Origin of the sequence: Blastococcus sp. TBT05-19, from assembly GCF_003319095.1 — a bacterium.
In the GTDB taxonomy this organism is placed as follows: domain Bacteria; phylum Actinomycetota; class Actinomycetes; order Mycobacteriales; family Geodermatophilaceae; genus Blastococcus.
Genome location: NZ_QOHI01000003.1, coordinates 180,921 through 200,449, shown reverse-complemented (window position 1 = coordinate 200,449; position 19,529 = coordinate 180,921). Strand labels below are relative to the sequence as shown.

The 19,529-nt window shown below is 70.4% G+C and carries 32 protein-coding genes and 2 pseudogenes; 2 read left to right on the top strand and 32 right to left on the bottom strand.

Going from position 1 to position 19,529, the window contains the following annotated elements:
• Positions 1–19 precede the first annotated feature (19 nt).
• Both DQ244_RS10030 and DQ244_RS10025 read left to right on the top strand, forming a co-directional pair.
• Positions 20–604: a molybdenum cofactor guanylyltransferase gene (locus DQ244_RS10030; RefSeq protein ID WP_113811563.1), complete on the top strand. Its 585-nt coding sequence runs from the start codon at positions 20–22 to the stop codon at positions 602–604.
• Between the two features lie 10 nt (positions 605–614).
• Positions 615–1,280 (top strand): SDR family oxidoreductase, encoded by a 666-nt coding sequence (locus tag DQ244_RS10025; protein WP_113811331.1) that lies wholly within the window; start codon positions 615–617, stop codon positions 1,278–1,280.
• Between the two features lie 67 nt (positions 1,281–1,347).
• Here DQ244_RS10025 and truA read toward each other — a convergent pair whose 3' ends face one another.
• The 32 genes and pseudogenes from truA to rplC all read right to left on the bottom strand — a co-directional run bounded on the left by truA (position 1,348) and on the right by rplC (position 19,529).
• Positions 1,348–2,145: a tRNA pseudouridine(38-40) synthase TruA gene (truA, locus tag DQ244_RS10020; protein ID WP_255411602.1), complete on the bottom strand. Its 798-nt coding sequence runs from the start codon at positions 2,143–2,145 to the stop codon at positions 1,348–1,350.
• 70 nt (positions 2,146–2,215) lie between these two features.
• Positions 2,216–2,524: a hypothetical protein gene (locus DQ244_RS10015; RefSeq protein ID WP_199580332.1), complete on the bottom strand. Its 309-nt coding sequence runs from the start codon at positions 2,522–2,524 to the stop codon at positions 2,216–2,218.
• 257 nt (positions 2,525–2,781) lie between these two features.
• Positions 2,782–3,129, bottom strand: a pseudogene (gene rplQ / locus DQ244_RS19895) (50S ribosomal protein L17); the annotation flags it as partial.
• A 149-nt stretch (positions 3,130–3,278) separates the two neighbouring features.
• Positions 3,279–4,355, bottom strand: a complete 1,077-nt coding sequence (locus tag DQ244_RS10005) for a DNA-directed RNA polymerase subunit alpha (RefSeq protein WP_104523802.1) — start codon at positions 4,353–4,355, stop codon at positions 3,279–3,281.
• A 100-nt stretch (positions 4,356–4,455) separates the two neighbouring features.
• Positions 4,456–5,082 (bottom strand): 30S ribosomal protein S4, encoded by a 627-nt coding sequence (rpsD, locus tag DQ244_RS10000; RefSeq protein WP_113811328.1) that lies wholly within the window; start codon positions 5,080–5,082, stop codon positions 4,456–4,458.
• Positions 5,083–5,117: 35 nt separating this feature from the next.
• The gene (gene rpsK / locus DQ244_RS09995) at positions 5,118–5,525 is read right to left on the bottom strand and encodes a 30S ribosomal protein S11 (protein WP_026857037.1); all 408 of its coding nucleotides are present in this window, start codon (positions 5,523–5,525) and stop codon (positions 5,118–5,120) included.
• 119 nt (positions 5,526–5,644) lie between these two features.
• On the bottom strand, positions 5,645–6,019 hold the full coding sequence (rpsM, locus tag DQ244_RS09990; protein WP_113811327.1) for a 30S ribosomal protein S13: 375 nt from the start codon (positions 6,017–6,019) through the stop codon (positions 5,645–5,647).
• Positions 6,020–6,033: 14 nt separating this feature from the next.
• Complete coding sequence (rpmJ, locus tag DQ244_RS09985) at positions 6,034–6,147, bottom strand: 50S ribosomal protein L36 (RefSeq protein WP_012950458.1); 114 nt, start codon at positions 6,145–6,147, stop codon at positions 6,034–6,036.
• Between the two features lie 73 nt (positions 6,148–6,220).
• On the bottom strand, positions 6,221–6,442 hold the full coding sequence (infA, locus tag DQ244_RS09980) for a translation initiation factor IF-1 (protein ID WP_012950459.1): 222 nt from the start codon (positions 6,440–6,442) through the stop codon (positions 6,221–6,223).
• Between the two features lie 298 nt (positions 6,443–6,740).
• The gene (gene map / locus DQ244_RS09975; RefSeq protein ID WP_233491297.1) at positions 6,741–7,598 is read right to left on the bottom strand and encodes a type I methionyl aminopeptidase; all 858 of its coding nucleotides are present in this window, start codon (positions 7,596–7,598) and stop codon (positions 6,741–6,743) included.
• A 37-nt stretch (positions 7,599–7,635) separates the two neighbouring features.
• A complete protein-coding gene (locus DQ244_RS09970) occupies positions 7,636–8,244 on the bottom strand; it encodes an adenylate kinase (protein WP_113811325.1) in 609 nt (202 codons plus the stop codon).
• A complete protein-coding gene (gene secY / locus DQ244_RS09965; RefSeq protein ID WP_113811324.1) occupies positions 8,244–9,554 on the bottom strand; it encodes a preprotein translocase subunit SecY in 1,311 nt (436 codons plus the stop codon). Before secY ends, DQ244_RS09970 begins: the two co-directional genes overlap by 1 nt.
• A gap of 133 nt (positions 9,555–9,687) precedes the next feature.
• Entirely contained in the window at positions 9,688–10,131 is a 444-nt protein-coding gene (rplO, locus tag DQ244_RS09960; protein ID WP_113811323.1) for a 50S ribosomal protein L15, read from the bottom strand.
• Between the two features lie 12 nt (positions 10,132–10,143).
• Positions 10,144–10,323 (bottom strand): 50S ribosomal protein L30, encoded by a 180-nt coding sequence (rpmD, locus tag DQ244_RS09955; protein ID WP_113811322.1) that lies wholly within the window; start codon positions 10,321–10,323, stop codon positions 10,144–10,146.
• A gap of 1 nt (position 10,324) precedes the next feature.
• Positions 10,325–10,939, bottom strand: a complete 615-nt coding sequence (gene rpsE / locus DQ244_RS09950; RefSeq protein WP_113811321.1) for a 30S ribosomal protein S5 — start codon at positions 10,937–10,939, stop codon at positions 10,325–10,327.
• 49 nt (positions 10,940–10,988) lie between these two features.
• The gene (rplR, locus tag DQ244_RS09945; protein WP_113811562.1) at positions 10,989–11,390 is read right to left on the bottom strand and encodes a 50S ribosomal protein L18; all 402 of its coding nucleotides are present in this window, start codon (positions 11,388–11,390) and stop codon (positions 10,989–10,991) included.
• Positions 11,390–11,929, bottom strand: coding sequence for a 50S ribosomal protein L6 (rplF, locus tag DQ244_RS09940; protein WP_113811320.1), 540 nt, complete (start codon positions 11,927–11,929; stop codon positions 11,390–11,392). The genes rplR and rplF overlap by 1 nt, the downstream gene beginning before the upstream one ends.
• A 14-nt stretch (positions 11,930–11,943) precedes the next feature.
• Positions 11,944–12,354: a 30S ribosomal protein S8 gene (gene rpsH, locus DQ244_RS09935; RefSeq protein ID WP_104523780.1), complete on the bottom strand. Its 411-nt coding sequence runs from the start codon at positions 12,352–12,354 to the stop codon at positions 11,944–11,946.
• Positions 12,355–12,509: 155 nt separating this feature from the next.
• Positions 12,510–12,695, bottom strand: a complete 186-nt coding sequence (locus tag DQ244_RS09930) for a type Z 30S ribosomal protein S14 (protein ID WP_040338541.1) — start codon at positions 12,693–12,695, stop codon at positions 12,510–12,512.
• Between the two features lie 19 nt (positions 12,696–12,714).
• On the bottom strand, positions 12,715–13,269 hold the full coding sequence (gene rplE / locus DQ244_RS09925; RefSeq protein ID WP_233491330.1) for a 50S ribosomal protein L5: 555 nt from the start codon (positions 13,267–13,269) through the stop codon (positions 12,715–12,717).
• A gap of 50 nt (positions 13,270–13,319) precedes the next feature.
• Positions 13,320–13,634 (bottom strand): 50S ribosomal protein L24, encoded by a 315-nt coding sequence (gene rplX / locus DQ244_RS09920; protein ID WP_113798601.1) that lies wholly within the window; start codon positions 13,632–13,634, stop codon positions 13,320–13,322.
• Between the two features lie 35 nt (positions 13,635–13,669).
• A complete protein-coding gene (gene rplN / locus DQ244_RS09915; RefSeq protein WP_091929103.1) occupies positions 13,670–14,038 on the bottom strand; it encodes a 50S ribosomal protein L14 in 369 nt (122 codons plus the stop codon).
• A 211-nt stretch (positions 14,039–14,249) separates the two neighbouring features.
• Positions 14,250–14,540, bottom strand: a complete 291-nt coding sequence (rpsQ, locus tag DQ244_RS09910) for a 30S ribosomal protein S17 (protein ID WP_113811318.1) — start codon at positions 14,538–14,540, stop codon at positions 14,250–14,252.
• Positions 14,537–14,770: a 50S ribosomal protein L29 gene (gene rpmC / locus DQ244_RS09905; RefSeq protein WP_089336468.1), complete on the bottom strand. Its 234-nt coding sequence runs from the start codon at positions 14,768–14,770 to the stop codon at positions 14,537–14,539. Before rpmC ends, rpsQ begins: the two co-directional genes overlap by 4 nt.
• Positions 14,770–15,186: a 50S ribosomal protein L16 gene (gene rplP, locus DQ244_RS09900; protein ID WP_104523783.1), complete on the bottom strand. Its 417-nt coding sequence runs from the start codon at positions 15,184–15,186 to the stop codon at positions 14,770–14,772. The genes rpmC and rplP overlap by 1 nt, the downstream gene beginning before the upstream one ends.
• Positions 15,187–15,189: 3 nt before the next feature.
• On the bottom strand, positions 15,190–16,119 hold the full coding sequence (gene rpsC / locus DQ244_RS09895) for a 30S ribosomal protein S3 (RefSeq protein WP_113811317.1): 930 nt from the start codon (positions 16,117–16,119) through the stop codon (positions 15,190–15,192).
• Between the two features lie 113 nt (positions 16,120–16,232).
• Positions 16,233–16,583: pseudogene (rplV, locus tag DQ244_RS09890) on the bottom strand (50S ribosomal protein L22); the annotation flags it as partial.
• A 20-nt stretch (positions 16,584–16,603) separates the two neighbouring features.
• Complete coding sequence (rpsS, locus tag DQ244_RS09885) at positions 16,604–16,885, bottom strand: 30S ribosomal protein S19 (RefSeq protein ID WP_091929108.1); 282 nt, start codon at positions 16,883–16,885, stop codon at positions 16,604–16,606.
• 23 nt (positions 16,886–16,908) lie between these two features.
• A complete protein-coding gene (rplB, locus tag DQ244_RS09880; RefSeq protein WP_113811316.1) occupies positions 16,909–17,742 on the bottom strand; it encodes a 50S ribosomal protein L2 in 834 nt (277 codons plus the stop codon).
• Positions 17,743–17,785: 43 nt separating this feature from the next.
• On the bottom strand, positions 17,786–18,088 hold the full coding sequence (rplW, locus tag DQ244_RS09875) for a 50S ribosomal protein L23 (protein WP_104523787.1): 303 nt from the start codon (positions 18,086–18,088) through the stop codon (positions 17,786–17,788).
• Positions 18,085–18,867 (bottom strand): 50S ribosomal protein L4, encoded by a 783-nt coding sequence (gene rplD / locus DQ244_RS09870; protein WP_199580330.1) that lies wholly within the window; start codon positions 18,865–18,867, stop codon positions 18,085–18,087. The genes rplW and rplD overlap by 4 nt, the downstream gene beginning before the upstream one ends.
• Positions 18,864–19,529, bottom strand: coding sequence for a 50S ribosomal protein L3 (rplC, locus tag DQ244_RS09865; RefSeq protein WP_113811315.1), 666 nt, complete (start codon positions 19,527–19,529; stop codon positions 18,864–18,866). The genes rplD and rplC overlap by 4 nt, the downstream gene beginning before the upstream one ends.

Here is a 19,529-nt window from a genome sequence, read left to right as displayed (position 1 = left end):
GCGGCCTACGGTGCTGCGCATGGACCAGCTGCCCGCGTACGCCGCCGTGGTGCTCGCCGGGGGCCGGGCCGCGCGGCTCGGCGGGCTGGCGAAGCCGCAGCTCGAGGTCGGCGGCCGCTCGATGCTCGACGCCGTCCTCGACGCGGTGCCCGACGCCCGTCCGCGGATCGTGGTGGGCCCGCCGCAGCCCTCGCCGGCCGACGTCGTCGTGGTGCGCGAGGAGCCTCCCGGCGGGGGCCCCGTCGCCGCGCTGCGCGCCGGGCTGCGCGAGGTGCGCACCGAGGTGGTGGCCGTCCTCGCCGGCGACCTGCCCTTCCTGACCGCCGAGCTGCTCACCGACCTGCGGCGGGCGCTCCGTGCCGACGGCGTCCTGGTCGTGGACGACGAGGACCGCGACCAGCTGCTGCTCGGGGTGTGGCGGACCGAGCCGCTGAGGGCCGCCGTCGACGACGGCCCGCCCGCCCTGCACCGCGCGCTGCGCGGGCTGGACGTGGACCGGCACCGCCCGTCCGTGCCCTCCGGGTCGCCCGCTCCGTGGGTGGACTGCGACACACCCGAGGAGCTGGCCCGCGCCCGGGAGGTAGCCGCCGGGCGCGCCGGGTAGGGCGGGGACCATGCGCATCGTCATCGCCGGAGCCCACGGGCAGATCGCCCGTCGCCTCGGCCGCCTCCTGTCCGCCCGCGGCGACGCCGTCACCGGCCTCGTCCGCAACCCCGACCACCGGAGCGACCTGTCGGACGACGGCGTCGCACCCGCGGTGCTCGACCTCGAGACGGCCGGGGTCGAGGAGGTGGCCGAGGTCCTCGCGGGTGCCGACGCGGTCGTGTTCGCCGCCGGCGCCGGACCGGGCAGCGGCATCGCGCGCAAGGACACCGTCGACCGGGGCGCCGCCGTGCTGCTGGCCGACGCCGCCGAGCGGGCCGGCGTGCGCCGGTACGTGCTGGTGTCCTCGATGGGCGTGGACCTCGTGGCCGACGGCGCGCAGCCCGAGGGCGTGGACGAGGTGTTCACCGCGTACCTGCGGGCCAAGCTCGGCGCGGAGCAGGACCTGCTGGCGCGGGAGCGGCTCGCGGTCACCGTCGTCCGGCCGGGGAGCCTGACCGACGACGCCGGGACCGGTCGCGTGACCCTCGCCCGGCACGCCGACCGGGGCAGCATCCCCCGGGACGACGTCGCCGCCGTGCTGCTCGAGCTGCTGGACGCCGGCCGGGACGGCGCGGTGGTCGAGCTGGTCGCCGGGGACACCCCGATCGCCGAGGCCGTCGCCGCCCTGGGCTGATGGAACGGCCCTGCCGCAGGGTCCCTCCACGAGCATGCGAGTGGTGGGGGGCGGCGGGGTCCTTCTCCTACGTGCGGCGGGCGCGCGTGACCTGCGCGCGGGCGCCGAGCTCGGCGTCGGGCGGGTAGTCGACCGCGACCAGGGCGAGGCCGTGGGCCGGGGCCACCGGCACCTCGCTGGCCCGCTCGCGCCGGCTGAGCAGCCCGGCGGGCCAGTCCAGCGGTCGGCGTCCCTCGCCGACGGCGATCAGCCCGCCGACGAGGCTGCGCACCATCGAGTGGCAGAAGGCGTCGGCCGAGACGTCGATGCGCACGACCTCGCTGCCGTCGTCCTCCCGCTGCCGGGCCACGGTGAGCCTCAGGAGGGTGCGGACCGTCGTCGCGCCCTCCCGCCGCTTGCAGTAGGCGGCGAAGTCGTTCTGCCCGAGCAGCAGCCCGGCCGCGAGGTCCATGGCGCCGGCGTCGAGCGAGCGCGGCCAGGCGACCGTGTCCGACCGCCGCAGCGGCGGGGGCCCGGCCGGATCGTCGGTCAGCCGGTACACGTAGTGCCGGGCCAGCGCGCCGAAGCGGGCGTCGAAGTCGGGGTGCGCCTCGACGACCGACCGGACGACGACGTCGGCCGGCAGCACGCCGCGCAGCCGGCGCACCAGCTTGGGACCCTGCTCCTGCCAGAGCGTGGCCGGGACGTCGCAGTGCACCACCTGACCGGTGGCGTGCACCCCGGCGTCGGTGCGGCCGGCGACGGTCAGCTCGACCGGACGGCGCAGGACCGTGCCGAGCCCCTGCTCCAGCTCGGCCTGGACGGTGCGCAACGAGGGCTGGCGCGCCCACCCGTGGAACGCGCTGCCGTCGTACTGGACGTGCAGACGAAGACGGACGAGCCCGCCCCCGTGGTCGGGGGCGGGCTCGTCCGGATGCTGACTGGTCAGCGAGACGTCACTTCGGGTCGGGAGCCGACTCGCCGCCGGGAGCGTTCAGGCTGGCCGTGGCGGCGTCGCCCATCTCGGCGGCGTTGACCTCGGCCGCGGCGGCCTCGGCCACCTCCGGCGAGAGGTTCGGGTCGTCGACGACCGCGGTGTTGTGCGCGGTCGGCTCCGGGGTGACGGAGCCGTCGTCCTGGCGCTCACCGTCGGGGGTGAAGACGTCGGTGACGATCTCCTGCGCCTCGTCGGTGACCGAACCGTCGGTCACCGCCGGCGAGGTGTCGCCACCCGGACCGGTCGTGGTGCCCTGGGGGTCGGTCACTTGGTGCCGTCCGTGCCCTCGGCCTCGGCGTCGTCGGCGGCGGGCGCCTCGGCGTCGTCGGCCGCAGCCTCGGCGTCGTCGGCCGGAGCCTCGGTCGCCTCGGCGGCGGGCGCCTCGGCGGTGTCGGCGGCGTCGGTCTCGACGGCGTCCGCGGTGACCTCACCCGAGGCGGCGGACGAACCGGCGCCGGAGGCGAACTTCGTGCCGCGGGCGCGCTCGGCCTCGCCGACGGCCTGCTGGCCGACGGTCAGCGCCTCGACGAGCTCGATGACCGCCATGGGGGCGTTGTCGCCCTTGCGGGGGCCCACCTTGGTGATGCGGGTGTAGCCACCGGGACGGTTCTCGAAGCGAGGACCGATCTCGGCGAAGAGGGTGTGGACGACGTCCTTGTCACGGATGGTCGTCATGACCTGGCGGCGGGCGTGCAGGTCACCGCGCTTGGCGAAGGTGACCAGCTTCTCGGCCAGCGGACGCAGCCGCTTCGCCTTCGCCTCGGTCGTGGTGATGCGGCCGTGCTCGAACAGCGACGTGGCCAGGTTGGCCAGCATCAGCCGCTCGTGCGCGGGGCCGCCGCCGAGACGGGGACCCTTGGTGGGGGTGGGCATGTCGGTCCTTCCTCAGGCCGCCGGGCGCTCGTTGCCGGCTGCATCCGTGGTGCTGCTGTCGTCCGTGCTGCGGTGGTGCTCGCGTTCAGTGTGGCTGCCCGCGGGGCGGTGCCGGACGGCGGGTGCACCCCGCCGTCCGGCACACGGCCTCAGAGCTGCTCGGTCTCCTGGTAGGAGGTCTCGTCGTACTGGGCCTGGTCGTAGCCCGCGGCGTACTCGCCGGTGCCCTGGTAGGCGTCGGTCTCGTAGCCCTCGTCGTAGCTCTCGACCGAGGTGGGGATGAACCCGGGCGGGCTGTCCTTGAGCGCGAGGCCCATGGCGGCCAGCTTCATCTTGACCTCGTCGATGGACTTGGCCCCGAAGTTCCGGATGTCGAGCAGGTCGGCCTCGGAACGGGTGACGAGCTCACCGACGGTGTGCACGCCCTCGCGCTTGAGGCAGTTGTAGGACCGGACGGTGAGGTCCATGTCCTCGATCGGCATCGAGAAGTTCGCGATGTCGGCGGCCTCGGCCGGGCTGGGCCCGACCTCGATGCCCTCGGCGTCGACGTTCAGCTCGCGCAGGAGGCCGAACAGCTCGACCAGCGTGGAGCCGGCGGAGGCGATGGCGTCGCGCGGGGCGATCGAGGGCTTGGTCTCGACGTCGACCACGAGGCGGTCGAAGTCGGTGCGCTGCTCGACACGGGTGGCCTCGACGGCGTAGGTGACCTTGAGGACCGGCGAGTAGATCGAGTCGACGGGGATGCGACCGATCTCCTGGCCGGGCTGCTTGTTCTGCGGGGCCGGGACGTAGCCGCGGCCGCGCTCGACGACGAGCTCGATCTCCAGGCGGCCCTTGCCGTTGAGGGTCGCGATGTGCAGGTCGGGGTTGTGCACCTCGACGCCGGCCGGCGGAGCGATGTCCGCGGCGGTGACCTCACCGGGGCCCTGCTTGCGCAGGTACATCGTCACCGGCTCGTCGGAGTCGGAGCTGACGACCAGACCCTTGAGGTTCAGGATGATCTCGGTGACGTCCTCCTTGACGCCCGGCACGGTGGTGAACTCGTGCAGGGTGCCCTCGATGCGGATGCTGGTGACAGCAGCGCCGGGGATCGAGGACAGCAGCGTGCGCCGCAGGGAGTTGCCGAGGGTGTAGCCGAAACCCGGCTCGAGCGGCTCGATGACGAACCGCGAGCGCTGCTCCGAGATGATCTCCTCGGTCAGCGTGGGGCGCTGTGCGATGAGCATGTGTTTCTCCTTCAGGTCCTCCGGCACCCGCCATATGACGCCGTGAGGGGGTGGTGCTGGCTCCGGCGGGCATCTGTCCGCCCGCCGGAGCCGGTACTGCTTACTTGGAGTAGAGCTCCACGATCAGCTGCTCCTGGACCGGGGTGTCGATCACCTGACGGGCCGGGATGCTGTGCACCAGCACGCGCAGCTGGCTGCTGATGACCTCGAGCCACGCGGGGACCGGACGCTCGCCGGCGCGGGCCTGGGCGACTTCGAACGGCAGCATCGTGCGCGACTTCTCGGCCACCTCGATGATGTCGTTCTCGCTCACGCGGTACGACGGGATGTCGACCTTGCGGCCGTTCACCCGGATGTGGCCGTGGCGCACCAGCTGGCGGGCCATGTCACGGGACTCGGCGAAGCCGGCCCGGTAGACCACGTTGTCCAGCCGCGACTCGAGGATCTGCAGGAGAACCTCACCGGTCTTGCCGGTCTTGCGGTTGGCCTCTTCGTAGTACCCGCGGAACTGCTTCTCCAGCACGCCGTAGATGCGGCGGGCCTTCTGCTTCTCACGCAGCTGGAGCAGGTACTCGCTGTCCTTGGTGCGGCCGCGGCCGTGCTCGCCCGGCGGGTAGGGCCGGATCTCGATCGGGCACTTCGCGGACTCGCACTTGCTGCCCTTGAGGAACAGCTTCATCTTCTCGCGCCGGCACAGGCGGCAGTCGGCTCCGGTGTAACGGGCCACGTCAAATACTCCTAGATCGTCTCGTCAGTGACCGGTCAGACCCGGCGGCGCTTCTTGGGGCGGCAGCCGTTGTGCGGCTGCGGCGTCACGTCCTGGATCTGCCCGACCTCGAGGCCCGTGGCCTGCAGGGAGCGGATGGCCGTCTCGCGACCGGAGCCAGGGCCCTTCACGAAGACGTCGACCTTGCGCATGCCGTGCTCCTGCGCCTTGCGCGCGGCGTTCTCGGCAGCCATCTGCGCCGCGAACGGCGTGGACTTGCGCGAGCCCTTGAAGCCGACGTGGCCGGCGGAGGCCCAGCTGATCACGTTGCCGTTCGGGTCGGTGATCGACACGATCGTGTTGTTGAACGTGCTCTTGATGTGCGCGGCGCCGTGGGCGACGTTCTTCTTCTCCTTGCGGCGGACCTTCTTGGCACCAGCCGCGGTGCGAGCCCTGGGAGGCATGTCTCTCCGGTTTCCTTCAGTTGCTGTGGCCTGGGGTTGCTGCCGCGAGGCAGCACACGTGTCGCGCCATCACTCCCGCCCTCACGGGTCGCCGTGACCGCACGTCGACGTGCTGTGGGTCAGCGGGCCTTCTTCTTGCCCGCGATGGTCTTGCGCGGGCCCTTGCTCGAGCGCGCGTTCGTCTTGGTGCGCTGACCGTGCACCGGGAGGCCGCGACGGTGCCGCAGACCCTGGTAGCAACCGATCTCCACCTTGCGACGGATGTCCGCGGCCACCTCGCGACGGAGGTCGCCCTCGACGCGGAAGTGCTCGTCGATGTAGTCACGGAGCTTCAGCAGGTCCTCGTCCGAGAGGTCCTTGGCGCGCAGGTCCGGGCTGACGCCCGTCGCGGCCAGGGTCTCCTTGGCGTGGTGCTTGCCGATGCCATAGATGTAGGTGAGCGCGATCTCCATCCGCTTCTCGCGGGGCAGGTCGACGCCAGCCAGTCGTGCCATGTTCAGGTACTCCCTCAGCCCTGGCGCTGCTTGTGCCGGGCGTTGTCGCAGATGACCATGACCCGGCCGTGCCGGCGGATCACCTTGCACTTGTCGCAGATCTTCTTCACCGACGGCTGGACCTTCACCGGTGCCGGCCCTCATTTCCTCGGATCGTGGCCCGCCGCGCTCTGCCTGACGGCAGCTGCACGGTCCGAGCGATTACTTGTAGCGGTAGACGATGCGACCGCGCGTCAGGTCGTAGGGCGAGAGCTCCACGACCACGCGGTCCTCGGGCAGGATGCGGATGTAGTGCTGACGCATCTTGCCGCTGATGTGGGCGAGCACCCGGTGCCCGTTCTGCAGCTCGACCCGGAACATCGCATTGGGCAGCGGCTCGACGACGCGACCCTCGACCTCGATGGCCCCGTCCTTCTTCGCCATGCCTTGTGCGCGCTCCCTGACTCGGTGGTACTGGATCCTCGTGCGCCCGCGCCGGTACCCGGCAGGACGAACTCGGAGATTGCAGAACAGGTGGTGCAGGCGCTCTCGCAGAGGGCGTCTCGGGTCATGCGGCCACAGCACGACGGCGAGACGGCGCTAGCGCCATCGAAGAGAGTACCCCGGCGTCCCACCCGTCACCAACCCGCCCCCGTAGTGACGATGGCGACGTGCTGGAACGGCCCCGTCGCAGGGCCCCTGCGCGAGCGGAGCGAGCGCTGGGGGGCGACGGGGTCCTTCGTCAGGTGCGGGGGGTGACCCCGAACGGGGCGAGCCCCGCGACGCCGCCGTCCTCCGCAGTCAGGACCCACGGGCCCTCGGGCGTGATGGCGACGCTGTGCTCGAAGTGGGCCGCCCGCGAGCCGTCCTTGGTCACGACCGTCCAGCCGTCGTCGAGCTCGGCGGTCGCGGGGTCCCCGACGGTGACCATCGGCTCGATGGCCAGGGCGAGACCGGGGACCAGCTTGGGCCCCCGCCCCGCGCGGCCGTAGTTCAGCACGTGCGGGTCCTGGTGCATCTCGGTGCCGATGCCGTGACCGCCGTAGTGGTCGACGATCCCGTACTCGTGCTCGTGGGAGCGGATCGACTCCTCGACCGCGTGGCTGATGTCGGTCAGCCGGCCGCCGGCCACCGCGCGGGCCAGCCCCGCCCACATCGACCGTTCCGTCACCTCGAGCAGGGCCGCGTCCTCGGGCGAGGGCTCCCCCACCGTCACGGTGATCGCGGAGTCGCTGTGCCAGCCGTCCAGGATGGCGCCGCAGTCGATCGAGATGTTGTCGCCGGCGGCCAGCCGCCGGTCGGGGTTCGGGATGCCGTGCACGATCTCGTCGTTGATGGACGCGCAGATCGTGCCGGTGAACCCGTGGTACCCGAGGAAGTTCGGCACGCCCCCGTGGGAGCGGATGTAGTCCTCGGCCACCGCGTCGAGCTCACCGGTGCTGACCCCCGGGGCCACGGCGGCCTTGACCGCCTTGAGCGCTCCGGCGGTGATCAGCCCGGACGCCCGCATGAGCTCGATCTCGTGCGCCGTCTTGATCTGGATCATGCGTCCACTCCACTTCGCCAGCAACGGGATGCGGCCGAGGATGCCTGCCGTCATCTGCCGTGCTGCTCCTTCGTCGGGCCGGGACGCCGGCTCAGACGCCCGCCGGCTGCCCGGCCTCGCCCTCGACGCCCAGCGCGCGCAGCGCCCGGCCGGTGACCTCGTCGATCTCACCGATCGCGTCGATGCGCGACAGCAGACCCTCGCCCTCGTAGAAGCCCGCGACCGGAGCGGTCTGTTCCCGGTAGACCCCCAGGCGGTGCCGCACCGTCTCGGGCTTGTCGTCGTCCCGCTGCACCTCCTTGCCGTCCACGATCATGCGACGGCCGGAGAGACGCCGGACCAGCTCGTCCTCGTCGACGACGAGCTCCACGACGCGGTCGAGCTTCTGACCCAGGTCGGTGAGGGAGTCCCGCAGCTGCTCGGCCTGGGGGATGCTCCGCGGGAAGCCGTCGAGCAGGAAGCCCGATTCCGCGTCCGGCTCGGCCAGGCGGTCCTTGACCATGGCGACGGTGATCTCGTCGGGGACGAGGTTCCCGGCGTCCAGGTAGGTCTTCACCTGCTTGCCCAGCTCGGTCTGCCCGCTGACGTTCGCCCGGAAGATGTCACCGGTCGAGATCGCGGGGACGCCGAGCTTGCCGGCGATGATCTGCGCCTGGGTGCCCTTGCCCGCTCCGGGAGGGCCCAGGAGGACGATGCGCACTACTTCAGGAACCCTTCGTAGTTGCGCTGGTTCAGTTGCGTCTCGATCTGCTTCACCGTCTCCAACCCCACTCCGACCATGATCAGCACCGCGGTGCCACCGAACGGGAAGTTCTGGTTCTGCCCCGGCTGCGTGAGCGAGAGGAACAGGTTCGGCAGGACAGCCACCGTGCCCAGGTACAGCGACCCCGGCAGCGTGATCCGGGACAGGACGTACTGCAGGTACTCGGCCGTCGGCCGACCCGGGCGGATGCCGGGGATGAAACCGCCGTACCGCTTCATGTCATCGGCGCGCTCCTCCGGGTTGAACGTGATCGACACGTAGAAGTACGTGAAGAACACGATCAGGCCGAAGTAGACCGCCACGTGGACGGGGCTGCTCTGGTCGATGATGTAGTTCTCGAAGAACCGCCGCACGGCACCGCTCTCGTTGCCCTGCAGCTGGGTCACCAGCTGGGGCAGGTAGAGCAGCGACGAGGCGAAGATGACCGGGATGACGCCGGCCTGGTTCACCTTGAGCGGCAGGTAGGTCGAGGTACCGCCGTACATGCGGCGACCGACCATGCGCTTGGCGTACTGCACCGGGATGCGCCGCTGCGCCTGCTCCACGTAGACGACGGTGCCGATGATCAGGACCGCGATGACGCAGACGACGGCGAAGACGAGGCCGCCGCGGGACTGCAGGATCGCGCCGCCCTCGGCCGGGATGCGAGCCGCGATGGAGGTGAAGATCAGCACGGACATGCCGTTGCCGATCCCCTTCTCGGTGAGCAGCTCGCCGAGCCACATCACGAGGGCGGTGCCCGCCGTCAGCGCGATGACCAGGATGACGGTCGACCAGACGGAGTCCGACGGGATGATCGACTCGCTGCAGTTCGGGAACAGCTGCCCGCTGCGGGCCAGCGCGATGATCCCGGTGCTCTGCAGGACGGCGAGGGCGATCGTCAGGTAGCGCGTGTACTGGGTCAGCTTGGCCTGACCCGACTGCCCTTCCTTCTTCAGCTGCTCGAACCGCGGGATCACGACCACCAGCAGCTGCACGATGATGCTGGCCGTGATGTACGGCATGATGCCGAGCGCGAAGACGGAGAGCCTCAGGAGCGCGCCACCGGAGAACAGGTTGACCAGGGAGTAGATGTCCCGCTGGTCGGAGGCCTGCGCCTGCTCGAGGCAGCTGTTGATGGCCTCCACGGAGACGCCGGGTCCGGGCACCGCGGCGCCCAGCCGGTACACGGCGATGATCGCCAGGGAGAACAGCAGCTTGCGCCGGAGATCTGGCGTCCGGAACGCCGCAGCGAACGCCTGCAGCACGAGCCCTCCCCTGATCGGTCGAGTGAGGTTAGCAATCGGTCCGCTCCGCGATGGCGCGGGGCGGTACACGGCGAAGGACCCCCGTGCTCCCCGCCCGACTGACGGGCGGGGGCAGGGGGGTCCTTCTCCTGGTTCAGATGCGGGTGGTGCTGCCCCCGGCCGCGCCGATCTTGTCGGCGGCGGACGCGGAGAAGGCGTGCGCCTGGACGTCGACCTTCACGCCACCGAGGTCGCCGGTGCCGAGCACCTTGACCGGGTGACCGCGACGGACGGCGCCGGCGTCCGCGAGGGTGTCAGGGTTGACCTGACCGCCCTTCGGGAAGAGCGCCGCGATCCGGTCGAGGTTGACGACCTGGAACACGACCTTGTTGGGGCTCTTGAAGCCCGAGAGCTTGGGCAGCCGCATGTGCAGCGGGGTCTGCCCACCCTCGAACCGCGCGTGGGTGTTGCCACGCGCGCCGGTGCCCTTGGTACCGCGACCGGCCGTCTTGCCCTTGGAGCCCTCACCGCGACCCACGCGGGTCTTGGCGGTGTGGGCGCCCGGGGCCGGGCGCAGGTGGTGGACCTTCAGAGTCATAGCGAGTCTTCCTCAGACCTCTTCGACGGTGACCAGGTGCGGCACCGTAGCGACCATCCCGCGGATCTCGGGACGGTCCTCCTGGACGACCGAGTCGTTGATCCGCTTCAGGCCCAGGGAACGCAGCGTCTGGCGCTGGTTGGGCTTGGTGCCGATCGCGGACTTGATCTGGGTGACCTTGAGCTGAGCCATGTCAGACCCCCTGACCCGCACGGGCACGCAGCATGGCGGCCGGGGCGACGTCCTCGAGCGGCAGACCACGGCGGGCCGCGATCTCCTCGGGGCGGACGAGGTCCTTCAGCGCCTGCATCGTGGCGTGGACGATGTTGATCGGGTTCGACGAGCCGAGGCTCTTCGACAGCACGTCGTGGATGCCCGCGCACTCGAGCACGGCGCGCACCGGACCACCGGCGATGACACCGGTACCCGGGCTGGCCGGCTTGAGGAGCACGACACCCGCAGCGGCCTCACCCTGCACGGGGTGCGGGATGGTGCTGGCGATGCGGGGCACCTTGTAGAAGTGCTTCTTGGCCTCCTCGACACCCTTGGCGATCGCCGCGGGCACCTCCTTGGCCTTGCCGTACCCGACGCCCACGGTGCCGTCGCCGTCGCCCACGATCACCAGGGCGGTGAAGCTGAAGCGACGACCACCCTTGACGACCTTGGACACGCGGTTGATGGCGACCACGCGCTCGATGTAGTTGCTCTTCTCGACGGGAGCGCCTCCGGGGCCCCGCCCGCCGTCACGACGGTCACGGCGGTCGTTGCCGCCGCCGGCGCCGCCGCCGCGTCGCTGTGGTCCTGGCATCAGACGTCCCTCTCGATCTGCTCGCTCGTGCTGCTGGTGTGGGTGGTCATCAGAAGTCCAGCCCACCCTCGCGGGCACCGTCGGCCAGAGCGGCGATGCGCCCGGCGTAACGGTTGCCACCGCGGTCGAAGACGACCGCCGAGATGCCGGCCGCCTTGGCGCGCTCGGCGATCTGGGCGCCCACCTGGCGGGCCAGGGCGGACTTGTCGCCCTCGGCCCCGCGCAGACCCATGGTCGAGGCGCTGGCCACGGTGCGGCCGACGGTGTCGTCGACCAGCTGCACGTGGATGTGCCGCGAGCTGCGCTTGACCACGAGGCGGGGACGCTCCGGCGTGCCGGAGACCCGCTTGCGCAGCCGGTTGTGACGACGGAGACGCGAGGTGCGCCGCGCCGTGCTGATGTCGGTGCCCACGGGCTTGTGGACCCGAACGGCCTTCTCTGCCTGAGCCATCACTTACCCGTCTTCCCGACCTTGCGCTTGATGACCTCGCCCTGATACCGCACGCCCTTGCCCTTGTACGGGTCGGGCTTGCGGATCTTGCGGATCTTGGCTGCGACCTCGCCGACCAGCTGCTTGTCGATCCCGGTGACCCGCAGGCGGGTCGGGGACTCGACGGCGAAGGTGATGCCCTCGGGCGCCTTCACGGGAACCGGGTGGCTGAAGCCCAGGGCGAACTCGAGGTCCGAGCCGCGCGCCTGGACGCGGTAGCCGACGCCGACGATCTCGAGGGTCTTGGTGTAGCCCTCGGTGACGCCGGTGATCATGTTGGCGATCAGAGTCCGCGAGAGCCCGTGCAGGGCGCGGTTCTGCCGCTCGTCGTTGGGGCGCTGCACCTGCAGCGTGCCGTCCTCACCGCGCTCGACGGTGATCGGGGCCGCGACGGTGTGGGTCAGGTTCCCCTTGGGACCCTTCACGTTCACCGTCTGGCCCTCGATCGCGACGTCGACGCCGCTGGGCACGGCGATCGGGAGTCGTCCGATCCGTGACATTCTCGTTCGCTCCCTTACCAGACGTAGGCGAGGACTTCCCCACCCACGCCCTTCTTGTTCGCCTGCTTGTCGGTCAGCAGCCCGGTGGACGTGGAGATGATCGCCACGCCGAGCCCGCCCAGCACCTTCGGCAGCGAGGTGGACTTCGCGTAGACCCGCAGACCGGGCTTGGAGACGCGCCGGACGCCGGCGATGCTCCGCTCACGGTTCGGGCCGTACTTCAGGTCGATGTGCAGCTGCTTGAAGGTGGAGCCGTCCTTCTCGACGTCCTTCACCGTCCAGCCGGCGATGTAGCCCTCCTGCTGGAGGATCTCCGCGATGTGCGTCTTCAGCTTCGAGGACGGCATGACCGCGGCGTCGTGATACGCCTGGTTGGCGTTGCGCAGACGCGTGAGCATGTCCGCGATGGGGTCGGTCATCGTCATGTCGGGTGGTGCCTCTCTCGCCGCGGTTCCTCATGCGCTGGGTCTCGGAGACTTGGCGCTGGGCCTATCGGCGATCAGTGGTGCGTGGATGGAACCGGCCCGGCTGCAGGGACCCGTGGCGCGCGGAGCGTGTCACGGGGTGCAGCCGGGTCCTTCTACCAGCTGGACTTCTTGACGCCGGGGAGCTCCCCGGCGTGCGCCATCTCCCGCAGGCAGATCCGGCACAGGCCGAACTTGCGGAAGACAGCGTGCGGGCGACCGCACCGCTGGCAGCGGGTGTAGCCGCGGACCGCGAACTTCGGCTTGCGGGCCGCCTTGTTGATCAGAGCCTTCTTGGCCATCTGTCTCTCCTGCCCCGGCTCAGCGGGTCGTGTTCACGACGGTCAGGCCGGCGAAGGGGAACCCGAGCTGGCGGAGCAGCTCGCGACCCTCCTCGTCGGTCGTGGCGGTGGTGACCAGCGTGATGTCCATACCGCGCTGCCGGTCGATCTTGTCGACGTCGATCTCGCGGAACATCGACTGCTCGGTCAGGCCGAACGTGTAGTTGCCGTGCCCGTCGAACTGCTTCGGGTTCAGCCCGCGGAAGTCGCGGATGCGGGGCAGGGCCAGCGACAGCAGCCGGTCCAGGAACTCCCACATCCGGTCGCCGCGCAGGGTGACCTTGGCGCCGATCGGCATGCCCTCGCGCAGCTTGAACTGCGCGATGGACTTGCGGGCCCGGACGACGGCCGGCTTCTGACCGGTGATGGCGGTCAGGTCGCGGACGGCGCCGTCCATCAGCTTGGCGTCGCGGGTGGCCTCGCCGACGCCCATGTTGACGACGATCTTGGTCAGCCGCGGGATCTGCATGACGTTGTCGAAGTTGAACTCCGACTGCAGCGCCGGGACGATGGCCTCGCGGTAGTGGGCGAGCATGCGGGGCAGCTCGCGGGTGGGGGCGGTCCCCTGAGAAGAAGTCATGGTGATCAGAGGTCCTTACCGGTGCGCCGCGAGACCCGGATGCTGCGGCCTTCCTCGTCCTTGCGGTAGCCGACCCGGGTCGGCTTGTCCTCGGAGTCGACGACCATCACGTTGCTCACGTGGATGCGCGCCTCCTGCGTGACGATCCCGCCCTGCTGGGCACCGCGCTGGTTGGAGCTGATCCGGGTGTGCTTCTTGACCCGGCCGACGCCCTCGACGAGCACCTTCTGGTCCTTGGGGTAGGCGGCGATGACGCGGCCCTTCGCACCCTTGTCCTTGCCGGACAGCACGAGGACGGTGTCGCCCTTCTTGACCTTCATCGACGGGGTCTTCCCGCTGGCTGCCTGAGCCATGATCACAGCACCTCCGGGGCGAGCGAGATGATCCGCATGAAGCGCTTGTCGCGGAGCTCACGGCCCACGGGGCCGAAGATGCGCGTACCGCGCGGGTCGCCGCTGTCGCGGATGATGACCGCGGCGTTCTCGTCGAAGCGGATGTAGGAACCGTCGGGACGACGGCGCTCCTTCACCGTGCGGACGACGACGGCCTTGACCACGTCGCCCTTCTTCACGCCGGCGCCGGGCAGCGCGTCCTTCACGGTGCCGACGATGACGTCACCGATGCCCGCGTAGCGTCGCCCCGAGCCGCCGAGCACCCGGATGCAGAGGATCTCCTTCGCACCGGTGTTGTCGGCGACGCGCAGTCGCGACTCCTGCTGGATCACGTCCTACTCCCCAAACTTGTGGTGACAGCCGGGCCGGATCGGTGAACCGGCTGTCCGGGACCCTGCGTGCGGACGCACCGGCGGCGGGGCCGCCGGTGCGTTCGAGGCACGGGTACCGGGATGCGGCACGCCCTGGGGCGCGCCAGTCGTCCAGCGTACTCGTTGCTGCTGAACGGCTGTACCGCGGCCCCTGGGGGCCGCGGTACAGGACTTACTTGGCCTTCTCGATGACCTGCACGAGCCGCCACCGCTTGGTGGCCGACGTCGGGCGGGTCTCCATGATCTGCACGCGGTCGCCGATACCGGCGACGCCCTGCTCGTCATGTGCCTTGAGCTTGCTCGTACGGCGGATGACCTTGCCGTACAGGCCGTGCTTCACGCGGTCCTCGACCTCGACGACGATGGTCTTCTCCATCTTGTCGCTGACGACCAGGCCCTCGCGGACCTTGCGGTAGCCACGGCCGGCCAGGCCGGGGCCGGACGACTGCTGGGTCTCGGTCATGCCACACCCTCGTTCGGGGCGACCGAGAGACCCAGCTCGCGCTCGCGCATGATCGTGTAGATCCGGGCGATGTCGCGGCGGACGGTCTGCAGTCGCCGGTTGTTGTCCAGCTGGCCGGTGGCCACCTGGAACCGCAGGTTGAACAGTTCTTCCTTCGACTCGCGCAGCCGCGCGGCGAGCTCATCGACAGAGAGCTCGCGCAGCTCGGGAGCGGTCAGACCGGCGGCCATCACACTTCTCCTTCACGCGTGATGAAGCGGCACTTCATCGGCAGCTTGTGGATCGCGCGGCGCATGGCCTCGCGGGCCACGGGCTCGGCGACACCGGACAGCTCGAACAGCACGCGGCCGGGCTTGACGTTGGCCACCCACCACTCGGGCGAACCCTTACCGGAACCCATGCGGGTCTCGGCGGGCTTCTTGGTCAGCGGACGGTCGGGGTAGATCGAGATCCACACCTTTCCGCCACGCTTGATGTGCCGCGTCATGGCGATACGAGCGGACTCGATCTGGCGGTTGGTCACGTAGGCGGGCTCGAGGGCCTGGATCGCGAACTCACCGAAGTTGATCTCGGTGCCGCCCTTCGCCCGGCCGGAACGGCTCGGGTGGTGCTGCTTGCGGTGCTTGACGCGCCGTGGGATGAGCATGGCTCAGCTCTCCGTGTTCTCGGTGGCCGTCGTCTCGGCCGCAGCGGTCTCGACCGCAGCAGTGGCCTCGGGTCCGGCGGCCTCGGCGACGGTCTGCTCGGGCGCGACCTCGCCGGAGGTCTGCGCCACGACGGCCTCGGTGGTGTCGGCGACCGGACCGGTCGTCGACTCCGCGGCGGCGCGGCCGGCCTCGGTGCCACCGGCGGTGGTGCCCGAGGACCCGGAGCGGCGCTGCGGACGCTGGGCCCGCTCACGGCGCTGCTGACGCTGGGCGAGGGCCTCGAGGGCCTCCCGCTCGGCGCGCGAGCCGCTGACGTCGCCCTTGTAGATCCACACCTTGACGCCGATGCGACCGAAGGTCGTGCGGGCCTCGTAGATGCCGTAGTCGATGTTCGCGCGGAGCGTGTGCAGGGGCACGCGGCCCTCGCGGTAGAACTCCGAACGGCTCATCTCGGTGCCGCCCAGGCGACCGGAGCACTGCACCCGGATCCCCTTGACCTGCGGGCTGCGCTGCGCCGACTGCATCGCCTTGCGCATGGCACGGCGGAAGCTGACCCGGCTGGAGAGCTGCTCGGCGACGCCCTGGGCGACCAGCTGCGCGTCCGACTCGGGGTTCTTGACCTCGAGGATGTTCAGCTGCACCTGCTTGCCGGTGAGCTTCTCGAGCTCGCCGCGGATGCGGTCGGCCTCGGCGCCGCGACGGCCGATGACGATGCCCGGCCGGGCGGTGTGGATGTCGACGCGGACCCGGTCACGGGTGCGCTCGATCTCCACCTTGGAGATGCCGGCCCGCTCCATGCCCTTGGACATGAGCTTGCGGATCGCGACGTCTTCCTTGACGTAGTCCTTGTACAGCTTGTCCGCGTACCACCGGGACTTGTAGTCGGTGGTGATCCCGAGTCGGAACCCGTGCGGGTTGACCTTCTGACCCACTAGCGGGTCCCTCCCCTCGTGTTGTTCGTCTGCTGCGTGGCCGGGCCCGACATGCCGGTGTCCCGGCGCGCCTTGCGCGACTTCTGCGCGAGGACGTCGCTGGTGGCGACCTCGCTGACCTCGACGGTGATGTGGCTGGTCCGCTTGTTGATGCGGAACGCCCGGCCCTGCGCACGCGGACGGATCCGCTTGAGCGTCGGGCCCTCGTCGACGTAGGCGGCGCTGACCACGAGTGCAGCCGGGTCCAGCTGCAGGTTGTGCTCGGCGTTGGCCACCGCGCTCGCGACGACCTTGGCGACCGGCTCGCTGGCCGACTGCGGCGCGAAGCGCAGCAGGGCCAGGGCCTCGTCGGTGGGCAGGTAGCGGATCAGGTCCACCACCCGGCGGGCCTTCATGGGGGTCACGCGGACGAACCGGGCCGTAGCCCGGGCGACCGGCGCCTCCTGTCCCAACTGGGAAGTCATCTGAATCTCTCTCTACCTGGTCAGCCCCGCCGCGAGCGGCGGTCGTCCTTGACGTGGCCACGGAAGGTGCGCGTGGGTGCGAACTCGCCGAGCTTGTGCCCGACCATCGCCTCGGTCACGAAGACCGGGACGTGCTTGCGGCCGTCGTGCACCGCGAGGGTGTGACCCAGCATGTCGGGGATGATCGTCGAACGACGCGACCAGGTGCGGATCACGTTCTTGGTGCCCTTTTCGTTCTGAGCGTCCACCTTCTTGAGCAGGTGGTCGTCGACGAACGGGCCCTTCTTCAGGCTGCGTGGCATCTCTGTCGGACTCCTCTTCCCGCTCAGCGCTTCTTGTTGGCGCGCCGGCGGCGCACGATCAGGGCGTCACTGGCCTTCCGCTTGCGCGTCCGGCCCTCCGGCTTGCCGTTCGGGTTCACCGGGTGGCGACCACCGGAGGTCTTGCCCTCACCACCACCGTGCGGGTGGTCCACCGGGTTCATGGCGACACCGCGGACGGTCGGGCGCTTGCCCTTCCACCGCATGCGGCCGGCCTTGCCCCAGTTGATGTTGGACTGCTCGGCGTTGCCCACCTCGCCGACGGAGGCGCGGCAGCGCACGTCGACGTTGCGGATCTCGCCCGACGGCATGCGGAGCTGCGCGAAGCGACCCTCACGGGCGACCAGCTGGACGCTGGTACCCGCGGAACGGGCGATCTTCGCGCCGCCACCGGGACGGAGCTCGATGGCGTGAACCACGGTGCCGACCGGGATGTTCCGGAGCGGCAGGTTGTTGCCCGGCTTGATGTCGGCGGCGGGGCCGCACTCCACCGTGTCGCCCTGCTTGAGCTTCGCCGGCGCGATGATGTAGCGCTTCTCGCCGTCGGCGTAGTGCAGCAGCGCGATGCGCGACGTGCGGTTGGGGTCGTACTCGATGTGAGCGACCTTGGCCGGCACGCCGTCCTTGTCGGCCCGGCGGAAGTCGATCAGCCGGTAGGCGCGCTTGTGCCCACCGCCCTGGTGGCGAGCGGTGACCTTCCCGTGCACGTTGCGCCCGCCGCGACCGTGCAGCGGTCGGACCAGCGACTTCTCGGGATGGTCGCGGGTGACCTCGGCGAAGTCGGCGACGCTGGAGCCGCGGCGGCCCGGCGTCGTCGGCTTGTACTTGCGGATAGCCATTGCTGACTCAGTCCTCTATCTCTGGTCCGTCGGTCCGGGCGCCTCAGGCGCCCGGGCCCCCGAAGATCTCGATGCGGTCGCCCGCGGCCAGCGACACGATGGCGCGCTTGGTGTCCTTGCGCTTGCCCATCTGTGCACCCCGGCTGCGCTTGCGCTTGCCCTGGCGGTTGATCGTGTTCACGCCGAGGACCTTCACGTTGAAGATCTGCTCGACCGCGATCTTGATCTGCGTCTTGTTGGCATCCGGGCGCACGATGAACGTGTACTGGTTGCCGTCGATCAGGCCGTAGCTCTTCTCGGAGATGACCGGGGCGAGCAGGACGTCCCGGGGGTCGCGGACGCTCATGCCTTCTCCTCGGTGGTCTCTTCGACGGTGCCCTCGCCTGCGGCGGGAGCGATGGACGGCACGCCACCGGGGATCTCCGAGGTGGAGAGGTCCGGCAGGCCGTCGGCGGAGCGCTTGCCCTTGGCCGGCCCGGCCACGTACTCGGCGAGCGCGGCCTCGGTGAAGATGACCTCGTCGGCCACCAGCACGTCGTAGGTGTTCAGCTGACCGGCCTCGATCAGGTGCACCTCCGGCACGTTGCGCAGGCTGACCCAGTTGAGGACGTCCTCGCGGTCCAGCACGATCAGCACGCGCTTGGCCTGCGTGACGGCGTTCAGCGTGGCGAGCGCGGCCTTCGTCTTGGGGGCGTCCCCGTCGACGAACGCGGAGACCACGTGCACCCGGCCCTCGCGGGCCCGGTCCGAGAGGGCACCGCGCAGGGCGGCGGCCTTCATCTTCTTCGGGGTCTTCTGCGCGTAGTCGCGCGGCTGCGGGCCGTGGACGGTGCCACCGCCGGCGAACTGCGGCGCGCGGGTCGAGCCCTGGCGGGCGCGGCCGGTGCCCTTCTGGCGGTACGGCTTGGCGCCACCACCGCTGACCTGGCCACGCGTCTTGGTCGCGTGCGTGCCCTGACGGGCCGCGGCCAGCTGGGCCACGACGACCTGGTGCATCAGGGAGACGTTCGCGTTGGCGTCGAAGAGCTCACCGGGCAGCGTGACGCTGCCGGAGGTCTCCCCCGCCGGGGTGCGGACGTCGACCTGGCGGTCGGTGCGCGGCTCGCTGTTGATGGACGTGGTCACTTCGTCTCACTCCCCACGGGGCCACCCTTGACCGCGGAACGGACGAGGAGGAGGCCACCCTTCGGACCGGGAACGGCACCCTTGATCAGGATGAGCCCGCGCTCCACGTCCACCTTGTGCACGACCAGCGACAGCGTGGTCGTCTTCACGGCGCCCATGCGGCCGGCCATCTTCAGGCCCTTGAACACGCGGCCCGGGGTGGACGCGCCACCGATGGAGCCGGGCGACCGGTGCTTGCGCTGGGTGCCGTGCGACGCGCCGAGGCCCCTGAAGCCGTGACGCTTCATGACGCCGGCGGTGCCCTTGCCCTTGCTGGTGCCGATGACGTCGACCTTGGCCACGCCGTCGAACACGTCGGCGGTCAGCTCCTGGCCGACCGTGTAGGTGCCGGCGTCCTTCGTGCGCAGCTCCACCAGGTGGCGCCGCGGCGTCACGCCCGCCTTGGTGAAGTGCCCGCCCTCGGGGCGGTTCACCTTGCGCGGGTCGATCTCGCCGAACCCGAGCTGGACGGCCGAGTAGCCGTCGACCTCGGGGGTGCGCACCTGGGTCACCACACACGGGCCCGCCTTGACGACGGTCACCGGCACGAGGCGGTTGTTCTCGTCGAATACCTGGGTCATCCCCAGCTTCTCGCCGAGGAGACCGCGAAATGTGCTCGCCAT